Raw genomic sequence first — 16,497 nt, 5'->3', positions numbered from 1 at the left:
CGCATCCTATCCCGCCTCCCACATCACCGGCAGGTTGAGCAGCCCGCGAAACGCCCAGCCGCCGATCCGCGCCGGCTCCGTGACGTCGAGCCGCAAGCCCTTCAAGCGCGCGAAGATGCCGGGCAGCGCCACGTCCGCCACCATCGCGCGCGAGGCGAAGGCGCCGGCGCAATAATGCGGACCGGCGCCGAAGGCGATGCTTTTGCCGGTATCGCGGGTGATGTCGAAATCGTCGGGATTGCGAAAGCAGGCCTCGTCGCGATTGGCCGAGCCGAACATGAAGAACACCCGATCCTCCGGCTCGAAATCGACGCCGCCGTGGCACCACGGCTTCGCCACCCGGCGCGGCGACATCCCGATCGGCGCGATCCAGCGCGCATATTCCTCGAACACGTCGATCCATTTCGCCTTGCCTTCGCGTACCAGCGCGAGCTGATCGGGGTGCGTCAGCAGCGCCCAGACCGCGCCCGAGATGGCGTCGCGCGGTTCGTTCTGGCCGCCGGAGATCGCCAGCTTGACGTTGGCGCGCACGCTCATCATGGGCATGCCGGCCGACAGCAGCACGCTGAGGATCGACGCGTTCGGATGTCTGGTCACCACCGGAATCATATCGTCGATCGCGGCATCGATCCCCGCGGTGGCGGCGTGGCAGCGCGCCTCGACCTCCTTGTTGTGTTGCCGCTGTAATTGGCGATGCCGTCGATCATCGCCTGCGACCACGCATCCATGTCCTGATAGCGCATGTTGGTCAGGCCGGTGATGTCCTTGAGACATTCGGCCGACAGCGGCAGCGCGAACGCCTTGCAGAGGTCGGCGCGGCCGATTGGTGCCAGCGCATCGAGGATGCGGTCGGCGTGGGCCTGAAACTGCTTGCGCCAGATGTCGCGCACCGCGCGCGGCGACACGGCCGGAAACATCGCGGCGCGCTCGGACATGTGGGCATCGCCGTCCTTGCGCATCATGTTGTGGCCCATCAGCGTGTTCATCAACCCGGCCGGCTGATGCGACGAGAACACGTCGGTGCGCTTTTCCTGGCTGAAGATGTCGTCGCGCCGCGTGAAGACGGTCGAGCCGAGTTGCGGCACGAATGCGATCGGCGCTTCCTTGCGCATCCTGGCAAGATCGGGATAGGGGTCTGCCCAGAACGCCGATACGTCGATGTCAAAATGCGGGGCGTTGGACATGGCGTTTCCCGTTGGCCTGGGCCGTCTTTGCCGTCGGCGAGACGTATTGTTTGTTGGCGGATAAACTGGCGAAGCGATAGGGCCGTGTCAAATCGTTCGGAGTGTGGTGTGGCCAGCCGTCATTGCGAGCCAACGGGTCGCGCGAACGCGCGCTAAACATATTAGGTCGTCATACGCGGGCTCGACCCGCGTATCCATCGCTTGAAAGGAATCTCGCGAAGCGGATGGATTGCCGGGTCAAGCCCGGCAATGACAGCAACCAGCGTCCGCGATCAGCGCTCCCTCGCCCCGTTCGCCGGGATCCATAAACACACTTCCGCGATCTCGCCGCATGTGTTGCGCGAGGTTTGGCCTGCTCGTTCCGCCCTCTCAATCAGAGGGCGCAGGGAATGCCGGGCGCCCGATGCACCCGCAGCCTCGTGTGCGCTATGGGTAGTAAGTATGCACACGAGTATTCACAGCGAGTCACCGGAATCACCCGGCATTCCCCGCGCAATGGTTTACGGCTTATACCGTGCTCTCCCCGGTGATCGGCTTTCTTGCCACCGTCGCCGGCGGAGTTGCCTCCACCGACTTGACACCAGCGTCGGGGTGTCAGGACCACACGTCTTCGCCGTCCGCCTCAAGCACCCTCGTCAGGAGCACCATCCGCGTCCACCGCATCAAGCCCCGCGTCGGTGACGTTGCGCAACGCCCCTCTGAGTGGGACAGGACGCCGAACAGATAGACTGATTTTGGTGTTCGGAAAATCAGAATATTTTTGCAAACAGGGCTGGACAAGCAAGTGACAAGGCGAGTCACTGATTTGCCCGTCAGGCGGGCGGTCCGTGCACGGACGGAGTTGGAAGCATGGGCTACGCCATCGCCAACAGGTCAAAAGGCGAGCGTGTCTAAAGCGTGATGAGATGAAGTTAGGTTAAGCTGTAGCGGAAACTTTACCTCTCCCAAAGGGAGAGGTCGGCGCGTAGCGCCGGGTGAGGGGTTACGGTCTATCGTTGGTGCAGCCCCCTCACCCGATTTGCTGCGCAAATCGACCTCTCCCCGTGGGGGAGAGGTGAAGGGCATCGATTCAACTTAAAACCATCTTGCCCTAGATCGCCCGGTAGCCGCCGTCCGCCATCACGATCGAGCCGGTGACGTAGCTTGAGAGATCGGAGGCGAGGAAGATCGCCGGGCCGACGATGTCCTCCGGCTTGCCCGCGCGTCCCAGCGGAGTGTGATCGATGAACATCTTCACCGCGTCGGGGTTGTTGGCGCGGGTGCCGGCGTTGAGCGGGGTCTCGATGAAACCCGGGCCGATCGCATTGACGCGCACGCCCTCCTTGCCGAGTTCGGCGGCGAGCGCCTTGGTGAAGCCGAGCACGCCGTGCTTGGAGGCGGTATAGGCCGGCGAACTCGGTTGGCGCAGATGCACGAACGACTGGATCGAGCCGATATTGACGATGCGCCCTTTGGTGGCGCGCAAGGCGTCGAGAAACGCGTGCGTCACGTTGAAGACGCCGGTGAGGTTGATGGCGATGATGTCCTCCCAGTCGCTGGTCACGGCCTCGGCTGCGCCCAGCATGCCGTTGCGCCGCGCGATGCCGGCATTGTTGACCAGGATCGAGACCGGCCCGACCTCGCCGGCAATCCGTCTGGCGACGACGGCGCAGGCTTCGCGCCGGGTCACGTCGAGTCCAAAACTCTCGGCCTTGCCGCCGGCTTCGCGGATTTCCCGCGCGGCTTCGGCGGCCGCCTTCTCGTCGATGTCGAGAAGCACCACTTGCGCGCCTTCGCGGGCATAGCCCGATGCGATCGCGTGCCCGATGCCGGAGCCCGACCCGGTGACGACGGCGATGTGGTTTTCGAGAAGCGGCATGGGTGTTTCCTCGCGTTTGATTTTGGCGGAGGATAGCAAGCGCGCCCGCCGGCACAAGGCGTCACCCCGAGGCGCCCGCTTAAGTCGCTGTAGCGGCTGTATCGGACTGCACGCTTGTTATTTTCACTCAGAGAAGGAATGCCGGGAATGGCCCATATGATAAAATCTCATTTCACGTCCTCTTCGGGGCATAGAGCCGCATTATTCAAGATCGAACCATCCAGGCTCGTCGACCTGATCATCAGCAAGCAAACGCAATATTACACCTTGTGGGCGGTCTATACGGCAGTCCAGTTTGCCGCCGGCAACTATGGGTCCAATCAAAGATTGCCGCTGTCTGCCGGTTTGGCGGTCCTTGTCGGCGTATGGACCTTCAATCTTGGCCATCTTGGCTTTGTCCTGCGCTGCGTAGAGCAGATCAACAAGTTGAGCCGCGCATTGACGGCTGCCCTGCAGGGCAGGCCGCAGCAATACAGGGATGAGCTGGCGCATGCGTTCGAGGACATGCGGGAAGGCGGCCTGTTTTGGGAATTCCGCAAGCAGAAAGGTGAGAGGAGAAGCTATCTGATGAATACGTCCGTGCATTTGATCATCGATATATGCGCGTCCGTGGCGCTGCTCACCCGGGTGCAAGGGATTTGGCCCGTGGCGATGGGCGGCGATTAGAGCATCCGGGCTACGCCGGCTGACTGTCGGCGGCAAGGAATGCGCAGGGGGGAACGGGCCGAGGGTCGTGAAAAGCGCGAATACGTTTTGCCGATCCGCGCCATCGGCTACACTCTGCCCCGCGCGATTCGTTCTGCGTCGTGGCGTCCAATCACAACATTCCGGGGAAATGTGCACATGAAGATGTCATCCGCTATTCGTATTGCGCTGGTCGCGCTGACCGCTTTCGCCGGCGCCGTCCTGTGCTCCGCATCCCATGCCGAGGAGGGCACCGTGTCGCTCACGATCTACAAGGCCGGATGGATCATCGGCGGCTCGGGCGGCGGCGGCTCGCTGAATTTTCGCGGCCGGAGCTACCCGCTGTCGGCCGGCGGACTGGACTACGGCCTGGTGTTCGGCGGATCGAAGACTATGCTGCGCGGCCGCGTCAGCAACATCAACCGGCCCTCCGACGTCGCCGGCGTCTATGGCGCGGCGGGCGCCGGCCTCGCGGTCGGCGGCGGCGCGCGCGCGATCGTGCTGACCAACCAGAAGGGCGCGGTGCTGGAACTGTCGGGACGCCAGGTCGGCCTGATGGCGAATGTGGATTTGAGCGGGCTGGCGATTACGCTGAAGTAGCGGGAAACCAATCCGGCGCTTGTTCGGTCCAGGGGGCATTACCGGGGAACCAATCCGTTCGCTTCGGCTTATTGCCCAACGTTCGAAAAACCGGGAGATTTCAATGAAACTGGCAAAGCGGATCCTGGCTGGTTCCCTGCTGATGGTCATCCCATCGGTGGCGCTGGCCCAGCAAGCGCTCACGGGAACGGTGACCACCATCGATCGGATCAGTGGCACTATCGGCATTCAACAGGCGCAAAACGGCACCGTCGGAGCCAGTTCCGGCGGCGCCACTGAACAATTCAAGGTGTCCCCGGGCGCGCTGGAGAAAGTGCACGCCGGCGACAGGGTGACTTTTTCCGTCAGTGAAAGCGGCGGCAAGAAGACAATCACGAAAATCGAGAGCCAGTAGGTCCATGGTAGGGCGGGTTAGGCGAAGCCGTAACCCGCCGTCTTGAGGACGAAATGATGGCGGATTACGCCGGAGCCTGCATTCGGGCCGCGCCATGCGCGGACCCGGATGGCTAACCCGCCCTACATGTCCCCGATCGAATCCGCCAGTTCCCGCCATGGCTGCACCGACCAATGGCCCGATGCGGCGCCGGACGGCGACGTCAGCACGAAGATGATCGGAAAATCGTCGAGTGCCGGCTGCCGGCCCAGCGTGACCGCCTTCGTCGGTCGTCCATAGAACAGGCTCGCCGCCTTCTTGCTGGTGAAGGCGATGGTGTTCGGCCGATAGCGCCGCATCTTTTCCCGGAAGGCCGGAATGTCGACGGGGAAGGCGAGGGCCTGATGGTCCATTCCCGCGCCGAGCTTGCAAACATCGGTGAAGCCAATGCCGAGTCTCAGCAGCGCCGGAAATTCATGCGGCTCGAACAGGCGCGGCGTGATGCCGACCTCGTGGAGCGTGCGCCAAAAGCGATTGCCGGGATGCGCGTAGTAGTGGCCAACGTCGGCGGACCGCTGGCTCGCGGCGGTGCCGACGAAGACGAGGCGCAGGTGAGGCTGAAGCTGGTCGGGAAGTTTTTCCAACGCGTGCGCTCTTTTCGTCAAAGCCGGGGAACGCCCAACACGAATAGGTGGGTCGATTGCGCTGGGCGCGATCCTGAATACCATGGCCCATCCCGCAGCAGGAGGTTCGCGATGGCTCTCAACACCGACAAGATCGATGACACCGCGCTGGCCTTGCTCTATCTGACGCTGCACGACGATTGCAGGGCCTGGAAAGGTTTCGATTGGGGCGTGCTCGGCCGCCTGCATGACAAGGGCATGATCCACGATCCCGTGGGCAAGGTGAAATCCGTGGTGTTCACGCAGGAAGGATTGGAGCGGGCGAAGGCGCTATTTGAGGAAATGTTCGAGAAGTAAAAGGCAGTCTGTAGGGCGGGTAGTTAGGCGAAGCCGTAACCCGCCGCCATTGCGAGAGATGGACTCACAATGAGAGATGGCGGATTACGCTGCGCCAATCCGTCCTACGAGCTCTCGGCGAGCGATTTCTCGCAAGCGGCAGAAAAGCGATCGTAGAGCATAGGGAAAAATCCTGCGCTGACGGACATGTAACCGGCCAGACCGAAATCCCTCTCTTGCAAGTCCGCATCATGCCGGAAGGTCATTCGGCCCATTTCCTTGTCAAGGTGAAACGCGGTTTTGTTAGAGCAGAAGTTTGGGTGAGCGAATTCCGACAGCCAAGTGTAGACCTCCTCGAGCACATCTTTCTTCTCTCCCTCGAATAGCTCGGTATTAAGATATTTGTCGCTGAACTCAATGCAGGTAATGATGTTGACCGGCGCATCAGCTTGAGAAAACAAGTCGTCCTTTGCACCCAGCAAACCGTTTGCGATATCGGTTTCGAACCTCTCGAAGTCGATATTTCCCTTTGAGAGTGAGTCGATGCGTTTGCAGAAATACCCAAGCACAGCAGTTGCTTCAACAGAACCTCGCCCCACAAGCGCGAGACCATAGACGTTCTTCGCCAACAACATCTTGCCAGCGGCTTGCAGCAAGCACTCTGCTCGATGAAGAAGGGCTTGTCTTAACAGCTCGGCATTAAGCGCCGCCCGTTTCTTCGGGGTGAGTTTTTCCGGGTCGCCATATTCGACGTACTCGATACGTCGTTTTTGCAGTTCTCTGATGGAGTCCTCAAGATCTTTCAGAAGCTTATCCTGCTTCCAATCAATAAAGACCTGTTTAACGTCGTCGGGAAATCCACCCATTGGGATTGTCCAATCAAAAGCCGCCTATAGCTGCTGTTGCCCCCGCGATTGATAGTGAGCTATTTGAGTACGCCCTCAAAGCCGGCAAGTTCCTGCTATTGCTAGATGGATTCGACGAGATCGATTCGTCTATGCGGGATACGTTAGCGAAGCAGATTGTTGAATTAAGTTACGAATTTGGTGAAAACGGAATTATCCTGACTAGTAGGCCCGACGGTCCATTTGGCTCGTGGAGCGAGTTCCACGTAGCCAAAATGGAAGCGTTCAATAAGAAGCAGGTAACTTCACTCGTTTCAAAAATGGACTATGTTCAACAAATCACCACTGAACGACCGAATGATTCTGTAGTTGACCTGCTGGCAGATATCAATCGCGACCGCTTTGAGAGAAAATTTCTTGCGCCTCGCATTAGGGAATTCAGAAATGATCTTGAAGCAATCGATATTGCGAAAAATCCAGTGACGGCTTTTAAATTGTTTTACATAACGTTTTCCTTTCATGAAAGGGTCATTGCGTCGTGGACTGTTGGGGAGGGGAATTTCCGACCCAAGTGGCATTACCTGTTGCGATTTGTCGAGCGCGATTCAAGCTTTGCCGGACGGCACAAAATGCTGAATTCCTTTAACTGGGGCGATCATTTTTCGAAGGTCCATGCTGAGGTGACGGAAGATGAGGTCGGTCACGAGCTTGCGGAAGTTTCAGATAGATCGCTCTCCGCAACACCGATGGTTGAATACTTGCAAGCGCTGAAGTTCGCCGCCATCGCTATGGATAGCAGACTTCAGGCAACCGCTGCTAATCAACAGCGATTGGTATCGTCAGCCCTGCTAAAGAAGTGACCCCCTCACAACACCCGATTGCTCTCCTTCACCTTCTCCGCATCCAGATAGACCTGCCCGCCCATCTCCTTGAACTTCTGCGACATCTGCGCCATCCCGTCCTCGATCACGCCGGACATCGATAGGCCGACGGCACCGCCGGCCACCGCGCGCTTGTCGGGATCGTTCAGCGTCGCCGCGTAGTCGCGCACGTCCTGCGTGATCTTCATCGAGCAGAATTTCGGGCCGCACATCGAGCAGAAATGCGCGACTTTGTGTGCTTCCTTCGGCAGCGTTTCGTCGTGGAAGCTGCGCGCGGTTTCCGGATCGAGGCCGAGGTTGAACTGGTCCTCCCAGCGGAAGTCGAAGCGGGCGCGGGACAACGCGTCGTCGCGCAGCTGCGCGGCGGGGTGGCCCTTGCCGAGATCGGACGCGTGCGCGGCGATCTTGTAGGTGATGACGCCGACCTTGACGTCGTCGCGGTTGGGCAGGCCGAGATGCTCCTTCGGCGTCACGTAACACAGCATCGCGCAGCCGAACCAGCCGATCATGGCCGCACCGATCCCTGAGGTGATGTGGTCGTAGCCCGGCGCGATGTCGGTGGTCAGCGGCCCCAGCGTGTAGAACGGCGCTTCGCCGCATTCCTTCAGCTGCTTGTCCATGTTGATCTTGATCTTGTGCAGCGGCACGTGGCCGGGGCCCTCGATCATCACCTGGCAGCCTTTCTTCCACGCGATCTGCGTGAGTTCGCCGAGCGTCTCCAGTTCGGCGAATTGCGCGCGGTCGTTGGCATCGGCGATCGAGCCCGGCCGCAATCCGTCGCCGAGCGAGAACGACACGTCGTATTGGCGCATCAGGTCGCAAATCTCTTCGAAGTGCGTGTAGAGAAAGCTTTCCTTGTGATGCGCCAGGCACCACTTCGCCATGATCGAGCCGCCGCGCGAAACGATGCCGGTGACGCGGTTGGCGGTGAGGTGGATGTAGGGCAACCGCACGCCGGCGTGAATGGTGAAATAATCGACGCCCTGTTCGCACTGTTCGACCAGCGTATCCCTGTAAAGCTCCCAGGTCAGCTTGACCGGATCGCCGTCGCACTTCTCCAGTGCCTGATAGATCGGCACGGTGCCGATCGGGATCGGCGCGTTGCGCAAAATCCATTCGCGCGTGGTGTGGATGTTGCGCCCCGTCGAGAGGTCCATCACGGTGTCGGCGCCCCAGCGGATCGCCCACACCATCTTGTCGACTTCTTCTTCCACCGACGAGGTGACGGCGGAGTTGCCGATATTGGCGTTGATTTTGGTCAGGAAATTGCGGCCGATGATCATCGGCTCCAGTTCGCCGTGGTTAATGTTGCAGGGGATGATGGCGCGGCCGCGCGCAATCTCAGAGCGGACGAATTCCGGGGTGACGAACGCCGGCACCGACGCGCCAAAACTTTCGCCGTCGGCGAGCGCCGCCTCGGCGCGTTCGAGTTGCACCTTGCGGCCGAGATTTTCTCTGACGGCAACGTAGATCATCTCCTTGGTGATGATCCCTGCGCGGGCGAATTCGAGCTGCGTGATCATGTGGCCGTCGAGGCCGCGCAGCGGCTTGTGATGCGCGGTGAAGGATTTCGCGGCATGCGAGGCGCCGACATTGCCGTTATCCTCCGGCTTGATGTCGCGGCCCTGATACTCCTCGACGCCGCCGCGCTCTTTGACCCATGCGATGCGCGCGCGCGACAGCCCGGCATTGACGTCGATGGTGATGGCCGGGTCCGTATAGGGGCCGGAGGTATCGTACACCGGCAGGTTCGGCTCGCCGGCGCCTTCGCTCAGGATGATCTCGCGCAGCGGCACCCGCACATCCGGCGCCTCGTCCGGCGTGACGAAAATTTTTCGCGAAGCGGGCAGCGGGCCGGTGGTGACGGCGGGAAGCGTGGTGTCGGGATTGGAGCGGATGTTCATGGGATCCTCCTGTTATAGTTGTTTGTCATTCCGGACGGTCGATCCTGAATGACGTTGATGGTTGTTTCCGTCTTTGCGAGCCAACGGGTCGGCGCGAAGCGCCGCCCGATGACAGGCTCCGCGAAGCAATCCATGGGCAGCGTGCCGAACGGAGAAATGGATTGCTTCGTCGCTGCGCTCCTCGCAATGACGGCTGATAGATTTGCCTCTCATCTCACGCGGCCTCCGCGTTCTGGCCGAGCCAGGCGCGCACGCGGGCGTCGGGATCGGCGTTCTGGGTGACGTCGCTGACGACGGCGATGGAATCGGCGCCGGCGGCGAAAATCGCAGCCGCCTGTTCGAGCTTGATGCCGCCGATCGCGACCAGCGGGATCTCGCCGATGCGGCGCTTCCATTCGGTGATCTTCGGAATGCCCTGCGGCGCGAAGCGCATCGATTTCAGCGTGGTCGGAAAGATCGGGCCGAGCGCGATGTAGTCCGGCTCCGCGCGCAGGGCATTTTCGAGCTCTTCATCGTCATGGGTCGACAGCCCGAGCGTCAGCCCGGCGTCGCGGATCGCCTTGAGGTCGGCTTCCGCCAGGTCTTCCTGGCCGAGATGCAGATGCTGCGCGCCGGCGACGACGGCCGCGCGCCAGTAGTCGTTGACCACGAGTTTTGTCGGCGTGCCCGCGGTCACCGCGAGCGCGTCGGTCACGATCTGCAGCGCCCGGGCGTCGTCGAGATCCTTGGCGCGAAGTTGAATCGTGCCGACGCCAAGCTTTGTCAGACGCGCCACCCAGGCGACGCTGTCGACGACAGGATAGAATCGATCAGGATACGCGTTGCGATCAGGATACGGCATGCCAGAACGGTGTCCCAACGACAGGGGTTGAAGGGGAGGCGAAGTCGCGGGCTTCCATCAGCCCGGCCTCGTAAGCGATACGGCCGGCCTCGACGCCGGTGCGAAACGCTGTCGCCATCGCGACGGGATCGGCGGCTTTGGCGATCGCGGTGTTGAGCAGCACGGCGTCATAGCCGAGTTCGAGCGCCTGCGCGGCATGGCTGGGCGCGCCGAGGCCGGCATCGACCACCAGCGCGATATCGGGCAGGCGGTCGCGCAACAGTTTTAACGCATCCGGGTTGATGATCCCCCTGGCGCTGCCGATCGGGGCTGCCCATGGCATCACCACCTTGCAGCCGGCGTCGACCAGCCGCATCGCGACGCCGAGATCTTCCGTGCAATAGGGGAACACCTCAAAGCCGTCCCTGATCAGGATCCCGGCGGCTTCGACCAGGCCGACCACGTCGGGCTGCAGCGTGTCGTTGTCGGCGATCACCTCGAGCTTGATCCAGGAAGTAGCGAAAAGTTCGCGCGCCAGTTTCGCAGTGGTCACGGCCTCGCGCACGCTGCGGCATCCCGCGGTGTTCGGCAGCACCGTGACGTCGAGCTCACGGATCAGCGACCAGAACGCATCGCCGGTCTTGCCGCCGGCGGATTCACGCCGCAGCGACACCGTGACGATCTGCGCCCCCGAAGCCCGGATCGCGCCTTGCATGATCGCCGGCGACGGATACAGCGCGCTGCCGATCAAAAGGCGGGAAGAGAATTCGCGGTCATAGAATTTCAGCATCGTGTTGGCGCTCCGAACAAGACACGTCGCTCCACATACAACTCGTCATCCCCGCGAAGGCGGGGATCCAGTATTCCAGAGACCTCGGAGATTGAACCGAGGCGTCGCGGCGTACTGGGTCGCCCGGTCAAGCCGGGCGATGACGGCTGAGTTTGATGCGCGGTGGTTATGGGTCCCTGCGTTCGCAGGGACGACGTGGAGAGAGATGTTGCGCGCGTCATCCCATCACCCTCCCTGCCGCGGCGTGATGATCTCGATCTCGTCGCCGTTCTTCAGCGGCGTCTGCGCCCATTGGCTCTTCGGCAGCACGTCGTAATTCACGGCGATCGCAAAATGCGTGCCCTCATATTCGAGTTCGCCGAGCAGCGCGTCGACCCGTGTCGACGAGATCTCGCGCGATTCGCCGTTGACGATCACGCGCATTGCATCACCTCGTTGTCGATCTGGCCGCGCTCGACAAACGCCAGCGTCAGCTCCGCCAGCGCGGGGGCGATCAGGAAGCCGTGGCGATAGAGGCCGTTCACCGCGATCTTGTCGTCGTCGATCCGGATGCGCGGAAGATTGTCGGGAAATGCCGGGCGCAGGCCGGAGCCGAATTCGACGATGCGCGCTTCCGCGAACGCCGGATGCACCGCATAGGCCGCGCCGAGCAGTTCCAGCGCCGAGCGGACGCTGACGCCGGTGTCCTCGGCCTCGATCGAGGTGGCGCCGAGCATGAAGAGGTTGTTCTCGCGCGGAATCACGTAGAGCGGCCAGCGCGGATGGATCAGGCGCACCGGGCGCGCCAGTTCGACCTCGTCCGTTTCGATCAGGATCATCTCGCCCTTGACGCCGCGCAACTCGGGCTCGACGTCGCGCGCCGAAAACCCGCGGCAGTCGATTACGAGCCCGTCGATATCCGCCGGCGCCGGTTCGCTGTTGAACCTGATGGTGCCGCCGGCGGCGATGATCCGTTCATGCAGCTTCGGCAGCACGCGGCGCGGCTCGACATGGCCTTCGCCGGCGAAAAACAGCGCATCGCGGAAACGGCCCTGCAGCGAGGGTTCGAGTTCGCCCAGCGCGCGCGCATCGAGCCGCCGATGGCCTGATGTGAGTTTGGCAAAACGTTCGAAATCGTTGCGCTCGCGGGGGTGCGCCACCACCAGCGAGCCGTTGAACGGGGTGTCCGGCAATTCCCGGCGCCACAGATCGAGCGCCCGCAGGCCGAGCCGGCTGATCACCGGCTCCGATACCTCGCTCTCGCACCAGGGCGCCAGCATGCCGCCGGCCCAGTGGCTGGTGGAGAGCATCATGTCGGCATCGCTGCGCTCGTGCAGCGTCACGGCGTGGCCGGCCTGTGCGAACAACAGCGCCTGCCAGGCCCCGGCGATCCCGGCGCCGATGACGGAAACGGGGGAATCCCCCCGTGGTAGCTTCGAACTCTGGTACATCCCTGTCCCTTCGCCGGCATGACCCGGATCAGGTTCAAAGGGTCACCGCGGTCTCGCGCCTGCAGCCAGGCTTGAGCTTGCGGTCTCTCAGCTCCTCATCGGAGCTCCCCTCGGAACGGGGCTAATGTAGGCCGATGGCCGGGAGTGTCAACGGACCCCGTTGGTCAGGCGGGGCCATTGCAGGCTGCTTTGCTCAGACCGCGTAAACTTGTCGGCGACGATTATTTCGGGGAAACCTGCCCTGCGTTGGCGTCGGGGAGCTCTTTGACGGCCTGTTTCCGCAGCGCGCGGGTGAGCGGGGGTTGTGGATTGCCGGCCAATTCGAGCCGCTGGCGCTTGGCGGCCTGGTAATAGCCGCTGGCGTAATAATGCATGGCACGGGCGTGGTCGCCGTTGGCGGCGTGGTAGGCGCCGGCGAGATATTTCACGCCATAGAGCAGGTTGGTGTTGGGATCGCGCAGTCCCTCGGCTGACCCGGTGTAGCCGAGGCTGCGCGCGGTCGCGAGCTTGATCTGCATCAGGCCGATGGTGCCCCCGCGCCCCACCAGCGCCGGCCGATAGCGGCTTTCACGCAGGATCACGCGATGCACCAGGGCTTCCGGCACCGCGTTGGCGCTGGCGTGGGTGGCGACCAGCGCGTCGTATTCGGCGTGCTGCGCCTGGGCGGCCTGCGGAGAGTGCAGCGCCGCCAGGGTCGTGAGGCACACGAGCCATAAAAGACGTTTCATCGGGAATGGCCTCAGGCGGGACAAAATACAGCGGTCGAACGCTAAAGGACCCTGACTGCCGCAATCGCCGGGCATAGATGTGGCCAAAATCCGGCTTTCTCGGGTTTGCCTTTATTCCGCGCCCCGATTTACCAAGAATTATGCCCTGGCGTGCTTCGATCCGGCCGGAAACCCCTTGGAAATCCGGCCGCACCGATGACCATGTCCGTCGCCCATAGTACCGCGGAGACGAGTCCGCTGCGCGGGCTGCTGCCGCTGTGGGTCGGCATCGGCATCTATGCGCTGTTCGTGCTGGCCGGAAACCGGCTGCTGATCGATCCCGACACGCTGTGGCAGGTCACCGTCGGCCAGTGGATCCTGGACCATCGCGCGGTGCCGGAAACCGATGTCTACTCCCTCACCATGCGCGGCCAGCCCTGGATATCGACGCAGTGGCTGGCGCAGGTGATGCTCGCCAAGGCCTATGCGATATCCGGCTGGAGCGGGCCGGTGGTGCTGGCCGCCGGCGCGATCGCCGCGACCTTCGCGCTGCTGACACGATTCCTGAACCGGCGCCTGAGCGAAAGCACGACGCTGGTGTTCGTCGCCGCGGCGCTGGCGCTGACGGTGCCGCATCTGCTGGCCCGGCCGCATGTGCTGGCGATGCCGGTCATGGTGGCGTGGGTCGGCGGATTGATCGCCGCCGCGGATCGCCGTGGCGCGCCATCGTTCTGGCTGCTGCCATTGATGGCGCTGTGGGCCAATCTGCATGGCGGCTTTGTGTTCGGCCTCGTGCTGATCGCGCCAGTCGCGCTCGACGTCGTCTTGAGCGCCGATGCCACGCTGCGCAAAGCGCTGGCGCTGCGATGGGCGGCGTTCGCGCTTGCGGCGCTCGTGGCGAGTTGCTGCACGCCCTATGGCTGGAATGCGTTGCTGGCCTCGGAAAAGATTATGGAATTGGGCGGCGCGCTGCCGCTGATCATGGAGTGGAAACCGGCGGATTTCGGCAGCGTCGGCGCGCTCGAGGTCTGCCTGCTCGCGGGAACAGGCCTGGCGCTGCTGCACGGCATCAAGCTGCCGCCGCTGCGCATCGCGCTGCTGTTGGGGCTGCTGCACATGGCGCTCGCCCAGGGACGCGCCGGCGAACTGCTGGCGCTGCTGGCGCCACTCGTGCTCGCCGCACCGCTGGCCCGGCAGATCGGCGGCGCAGAGCTTTCAAACCCGAACGCCGCGCCGCCGCTGCGCGGCGTGTTGTTTGCCAGCGTCGCGGCCGTGCTGGTGGCGGGAACTTTTGCCTTTGCATCGGTGCATCGCTACGAGCCCAATGTCCGGCAATCGCCGGTCGCCGCGGTGGCCGCACTGAAGAAACTGCATCTCGCGCGCGTGTTCAACGACTACGATTTCGGCGGCTATCTGATCGCCAATGGCGTCGCCCCCTTCATCGACGGCCGCACCGAGCTCTACGGCGAGAAATTCTTCGTCGACCACAACGCCGCCAGCGGATTGATGGAGCCGGAAAACCTGTTCCGGCTGCTCGAGCAGTACAAGATCGAGGCGACCTTGATGCGCACGCAAAGTGCTGCGACCAAACTGCTCGATCACGTCGACGGCTGGCGGAAGGTCTATGCCGACGACATCGCCACGATTCACGTGCGCAAGGCGGGAGCGGTGCACACGGCGGAACCGGCGGTCGAACCGGCAGCGAAGTAAACCGGCTGTCCACCCGGACACGCATACCGCCGCCGTCCTGAAATTCGCCCTCATCGCCGTTCAAAAGTCGCAATGCTGTCTCAAAGTCGCAGACGGAGCGTGGACTATCCGACAGCAATCCTGTCCAATCCGCTTCCTACCGGAGACTACAAAAAGAAAAGGGAGACGCGTCATGGCCAAAAAAGACTTCGGCTATTTGCCCCGTGAAAATCCCTGTGCCCAGTGCGGCAAGCCGATCGCGAAACCGGAATGGACGGAAAACGGTCCGCGCCGCATCTCATATCTCTGGCATTGCCAGGCCTGCGACTACCGGTTCGAGGCGGTGGCCTTCTTCGATGCGTCGCATACGGATCGGGAAGCCATCGCGGCCTGACCGCCAAGTCCTCACTGATTTGCTCTCCTGGAATCTGCCCGCTCAGGCGGCGGCCTGCCGGCCCTGCTGATGGATCGGCAGTTCGATGCGAACAATCAATCCATGCGGCTGCCGGTCGTGCAGCGACAGCTCGCCGCCATGCGCCAGCACGATGGCGCGCGCGATCGACAGACCGAGACCAAAGCCGGCTGCCTCATCCATATTGCGGGCGTCGTCGCCGCGGACGAACGGTTCGAGCATGACGTCCTTGCGCGCATCGGCGATGCCGGGGCCATCGTCCTCAATCTCGATCGTCGCGGTGTCCGGCGACACAATGAGGCGGATGGTGGCCTCCGCGCCGAACCTGACCGCATTCTCGACCAGGTTGGTAATGCTGCGATGCAGGTCGTCGGGGCGGACCGTGGCCATGGCGTGTCCGGGTCCGTCGTAAGCGATCTTGTGTCCCATGTCGCCGAATTGATCGGTGACGAGCTGCAGCGTGGTCGCGATGTCGACCAGCGTCATGGATTCGAGTTTGCCGTCGTTGCGCAGGAAAGAAAGCACGGATTCCAGCATCGAGCGCATCTGGTCGAGATCATCCAGCATGCGGCTGCGGTGCGTATCGTCCTCGATGAATTCGGAGCGCAGGCGCATCCGGGTGATCGGCGTGCGCAGATCGTGACTGATGGCGGCCAGCATTTTGGTGCGGTCGTCGATCAAAGCGGTGATGCGCTCCCGCATCCGGTTGAGCGCCTTCGCCACCGAGCGAATTTCTACAGGCCCGCGTTCGGGCAGCGGTGCCGCGGCGCCGTTCAGGCTGAAGTTCTCGGCGGCTTTCGCGAATGACGACAGCGGCGCCGTCAAGGCCCACGCCGCCCACAAGCCGAGCGAGGTGACGCTGATGGCGCCAAACAGCAAGGTCACGATCCAGGTTCCAATCCAGAACGGACGTTGCGGCTGGTCCACCTGGATCTTCGCGGAAATCATCGCGCCGTCGGGTAAGGCGATGCCGATCCTGTGGATGTTTCCCTCATGCGCGAGCGAAAAAATCCGGTAGTTTCCGCCGAGGCGGCGATGCAGACTGCGCAGATTATGGCCATCCGGTTCGTCGGCCGCGGCAGCGGAACCTGCTGGAAGGCTTTCGATGTCCAGTTGCGGAAATGCCCGCGCGATGTCGGCGACAAGCCGTGGCCGCCCGGCTGCGGGCGCCGCGCCGAGAAGCTGGACTGCGGCGGCGAGCTGGCCGTGTCCGCGGTCGAGCGATGGATCGATCTGGTCCGGCCGATGGATCAGGAAGGTCGCGGTGAGGATCAGGTGGATGGCGATGATCGAGGCGACCACCAGCGCCGCGATCTGTCCGCTGATACCCCTGAGATTCAGGAAACCTGCCAGCTTCATGG

17 protein-coding genes, 1 pseudogene and 1 riboswitch are annotated in these 16,497 nt (G+C 62.6%); of the genes and pseudogenes, 7 read left to right on the top strand and 11 right to left on the bottom strand.

Features of this window, described 5'->3' with window-relative positions:
* Positions 1-6: 6 nt before the first annotated feature.
* A pseudogene (locus B5527_RS32210) lies at positions 7-1,184 on the bottom strand (cytochrome P450).
* Positions 1,185-2,274: 1,090 nt separating this feature from the next.
* A complete protein-coding gene (locus tag B5527_RS32205) occupies positions 2,275-3,042 on the bottom strand; it encodes an SDR family NAD(P)-dependent oxidoreductase (protein WP_079605095.1) in 768 nt (255 codons plus the stop codon).
* A 138-nt stretch (positions 3,043-3,180) separates the two neighbouring features.
* On the opposite strand from B5527_RS32205, the gene B5527_RS32200 reads away from it, so the two are divergent.
* The 3 genes from B5527_RS32200 (at position 3,181) to B5527_RS32190 (ending at position 4,720) form a co-directional block, all read left to right on the top strand.
* A complete protein-coding gene (locus B5527_RS32200) occupies positions 3,181-3,708 on the top strand; it encodes a hypothetical protein (protein WP_154072636.1) in 528 nt (175 codons plus the stop codon).
* A 177-nt stretch (positions 3,709-3,885) separates the two neighbouring features.
* A complete protein-coding gene (locus B5527_RS32195; RefSeq protein ID WP_079605093.1) occupies positions 3,886-4,326 on the top strand; it encodes a hypothetical protein in 441 nt (146 codons plus the stop codon).
* Positions 4,327-4,429: 103 nt separating this feature from the next.
* On the top strand, positions 4,430-4,720 hold the full coding sequence (locus B5527_RS32190; RefSeq protein WP_079605092.1) for a copper-binding protein: 291 nt from the start codon (positions 4,430-4,432) through the stop codon (positions 4,718-4,720).
* A 122-nt stretch (positions 4,721-4,842) separates the two neighbouring features.
* On the opposite strand, the gene B5527_RS32185 is transcribed toward B5527_RS32190, so the two are convergent.
* Positions 4,843-5,343 carry a mismatch-specific DNA-glycosylase gene (locus B5527_RS32185; protein WP_079605091.1) on the bottom strand — a complete coding sequence of 167 codons (501 nt, stop codon included), beginning with the start codon at positions 5,341-5,343 and terminating at the stop codon, positions 4,843-4,845.
* Positions 5,344-5,454: 111 nt separating this feature from the next.
* Between B5527_RS32185 and B5527_RS32180 the strand changes: the two genes are divergently transcribed.
* Positions 5,455-5,679, top strand: coding sequence for a DUF6429 family protein (locus tag B5527_RS32180; RefSeq protein WP_079605090.1), 225 nt, complete (start codon positions 5,455-5,457; stop codon positions 5,677-5,679).
* Between the two features lie 104 nt (positions 5,680-5,783).
* Here the strand turns inward: B5527_RS32180 and B5527_RS32175 are convergent, their stop codons facing one another.
* Positions 5,784-6,524, bottom strand: coding sequence for a hypothetical protein (locus tag B5527_RS32175; RefSeq protein ID WP_079605089.1), 741 nt, complete (start codon positions 6,522-6,524; stop codon positions 5,784-5,786).
* Here B5527_RS32175 and B5527_RS32170 point away from each other — a divergent pair.
* Positions 6,524-7,363: a hypothetical protein gene (locus tag B5527_RS32170; protein ID WP_154072634.1), complete on the top strand. Its 840-nt coding sequence runs from the start codon at positions 6,524-6,526 to the stop codon at positions 7,361-7,363. The two genes, B5527_RS32175 and B5527_RS32170, sit on opposite strands and share 1 nt — an antisense overlap.
* Positions 7,364-7,368: 5 nt before the next feature.
* Here the strand turns inward: B5527_RS32170 and thiC are convergent, their stop codons facing one another.
* The 6 genes from thiC to B5527_RS32140 all read right to left on the bottom strand — a co-directional run bounded on the left by thiC (position 7,369) and on the right by B5527_RS32140 (position 13,056).
* A complete protein-coding gene (gene thiC / locus B5527_RS32165; RefSeq protein ID WP_079605087.1) occupies positions 7,369-9,288 on the bottom strand; it encodes a phosphomethylpyrimidine synthase ThiC in 1,920 nt (639 codons plus the stop codon).
* A gap of 214 nt (positions 9,289-9,502) precedes the next feature.
* Positions 9,503-10,129: a thiamine phosphate synthase gene (locus tag B5527_RS32160; RefSeq protein WP_079605086.1), complete on the bottom strand. Its 627-nt coding sequence runs from the start codon at positions 10,127-10,129 to the stop codon at positions 9,503-9,505.
* Positions 10,116-10,898 (bottom strand): thiazole synthase, encoded by a 783-nt coding sequence (locus B5527_RS32155; protein WP_079605085.1) that lies wholly within the window; start codon positions 10,896-10,898, stop codon positions 10,116-10,118. The genes B5527_RS32160 and B5527_RS32155 overlap by 14 nt, the downstream gene beginning before the upstream one ends.
* A 225-nt stretch (positions 10,899-11,123) precedes the next feature.
* Entirely contained in the window at positions 11,124-11,321 is a 198-nt protein-coding gene (thiS, locus tag B5527_RS32150) for a sulfur carrier protein ThiS (protein WP_079605084.1), read from the bottom strand.
* Positions 11,312-12,328, bottom strand: coding sequence for an FAD-dependent oxidoreductase (locus tag B5527_RS32145; RefSeq protein ID WP_079605083.1), 1,017 nt, complete (start codon positions 12,326-12,328; stop codon positions 11,312-11,314). Before B5527_RS32145 ends, thiS begins: the two co-directional genes overlap by 10 nt.
* Positions 12,316-12,449, bottom strand: a riboswitch (TPP riboswitch). It overlaps the preceding gene by 13 nt.
* 100 nt (positions 12,450-12,549) lie before the next feature.
* Positions 12,550-13,056, bottom strand: a complete 507-nt coding sequence (locus B5527_RS32140) for a lytic transglycosylase domain-containing protein (protein WP_079605082.1) — start codon at positions 13,054-13,056, stop codon at positions 12,550-12,552.
* Positions 13,057-13,251: 195 nt separating this feature from the next.
* Between B5527_RS32140 and B5527_RS32135 the strand changes: the two genes are divergently transcribed.
* Entirely contained in the window at positions 13,252-14,745 is a 1,494-nt protein-coding gene (locus B5527_RS32135; RefSeq protein ID WP_079605081.1) for a hypothetical protein, read from the top strand.
* Positions 14,746-14,917: 172 nt separating this feature from the next.
* Entirely contained in the window at positions 14,918-15,118 is a 201-nt protein-coding gene (locus B5527_RS32130) for a hypothetical protein (RefSeq protein ID WP_079605080.1), read from the top strand.
* Between the two features lie 42 nt (positions 15,119-15,160).
* Here B5527_RS32130 and B5527_RS32125 read toward each other — a convergent pair whose 3' ends face one another.
* Positions 15,161-16,495 (bottom strand): ATP-binding protein, encoded by a 1,335-nt coding sequence (locus tag B5527_RS32125; protein ID WP_079605079.1) that lies wholly within the window; start codon positions 16,493-16,495, stop codon positions 15,161-15,163.
* Positions 16,496-16,497 lie beyond the last annotated feature (2 nt).

Origin of the sequence: Bradyrhizobium erythrophlei, from assembly GCF_900129425.1 — a bacterium.
Classification (GTDB): Bacteria; Pseudomonadota; Alphaproteobacteria; order Rhizobiales; family Xanthobacteraceae; genus Bradyrhizobium; species Bradyrhizobium erythrophlei_C.
This window is presented reverse-complemented; position numbering and strand designations above follow the sequence as displayed.

Coding starts and splice junctions, on each gene's coding strand:
- B5527_RS32205 (WP_079605095.1), bottom strand. CDS start 3,042: ATGCCGCTTCTCGAAAACCACATCGCCGTCGTCACCGGGTCGGGCTCC.
- B5527_RS32200 (WP_154072636.1), top strand. CDS start 3,181: ATGCCGGGAATGGCCCATATGATAAAATCTCATTTCACGTCCTCTTCG.
- B5527_RS32195 (WP_079605093.1), top strand. CDS start 3,886: ATGAAGATGTCATCCGCTATTCGTATTGCGCTGGTCGCGCTGACCGCT.
- B5527_RS32190 (WP_079605092.1), top strand. CDS start 4,430: ATGAAACTGGCAAAGCGGATCCTGGCTGGTTCCCTGCTGATGGTCATC.
- B5527_RS32180 (WP_079605090.1), top strand. CDS start 5,455: ATGGCTCTCAACACCGACAAGATCGATGACACCGCGCTGGCCTTGCTC.
- B5527_RS32175 (WP_079605089.1), bottom strand. CDS start 6,524: ATGGGTGGATTTCCCGACGACGTTAAACAGGTCTTTATTGATTGGAAG.
- thiC (WP_079605087.1), bottom strand. CDS start 9,288: ATGAACATCCGCTCCAATCCCGACACCACGCTTCCCGCCGTCACCACC.
- B5527_RS32160 (WP_079605086.1), bottom strand. CDS start 10,129: ATGCCGTATCCTGATCGCAACGCGTATCCTGATCGATTCTATCCTGTC.
- B5527_RS32155 (WP_079605085.1), bottom strand. CDS start 10,898: ATGCTGAAATTCTATGACCGCGAATTCTCTTCCCGCCTTTTGATCGGC.
- thiS (WP_079605084.1), bottom strand. CDS start 11,321: ATGCGCGTGATCGTCAACGGCGAATCGCGCGAGATCTCGTCGACACGG.
- B5527_RS32145 (WP_079605083.1), bottom strand. CDS start 12,328: ATGTACCAGAGTTCGAAGCTACCACGGGGGGATTCCCCCGTTTCCGTC.
- B5527_RS32140 (WP_079605082.1), bottom strand. CDS start 13,056: ATGAAACGTCTTTTATGGCTCGTGTGCCTCACGACCCTGGCGGCGCTG.
- B5527_RS32135 (WP_079605081.1), top strand. CDS start 13,252: ATGACCATGTCCGTCGCCCATAGTACCGCGGAGACGAGTCCGCTGCGC.
- B5527_RS32130 (WP_079605080.1), top strand. CDS start 14,918: ATGGCCAAAAAAGACTTCGGCTATTTGCCCCGTGAAAATCCCTGTGCC.
- B5527_RS32125 (WP_079605079.1), bottom strand. CDS start 16,495: ATGAAGCTGGCAGGTTTCCTGAATCTCAGGGGTATCAGCGGACAGATC.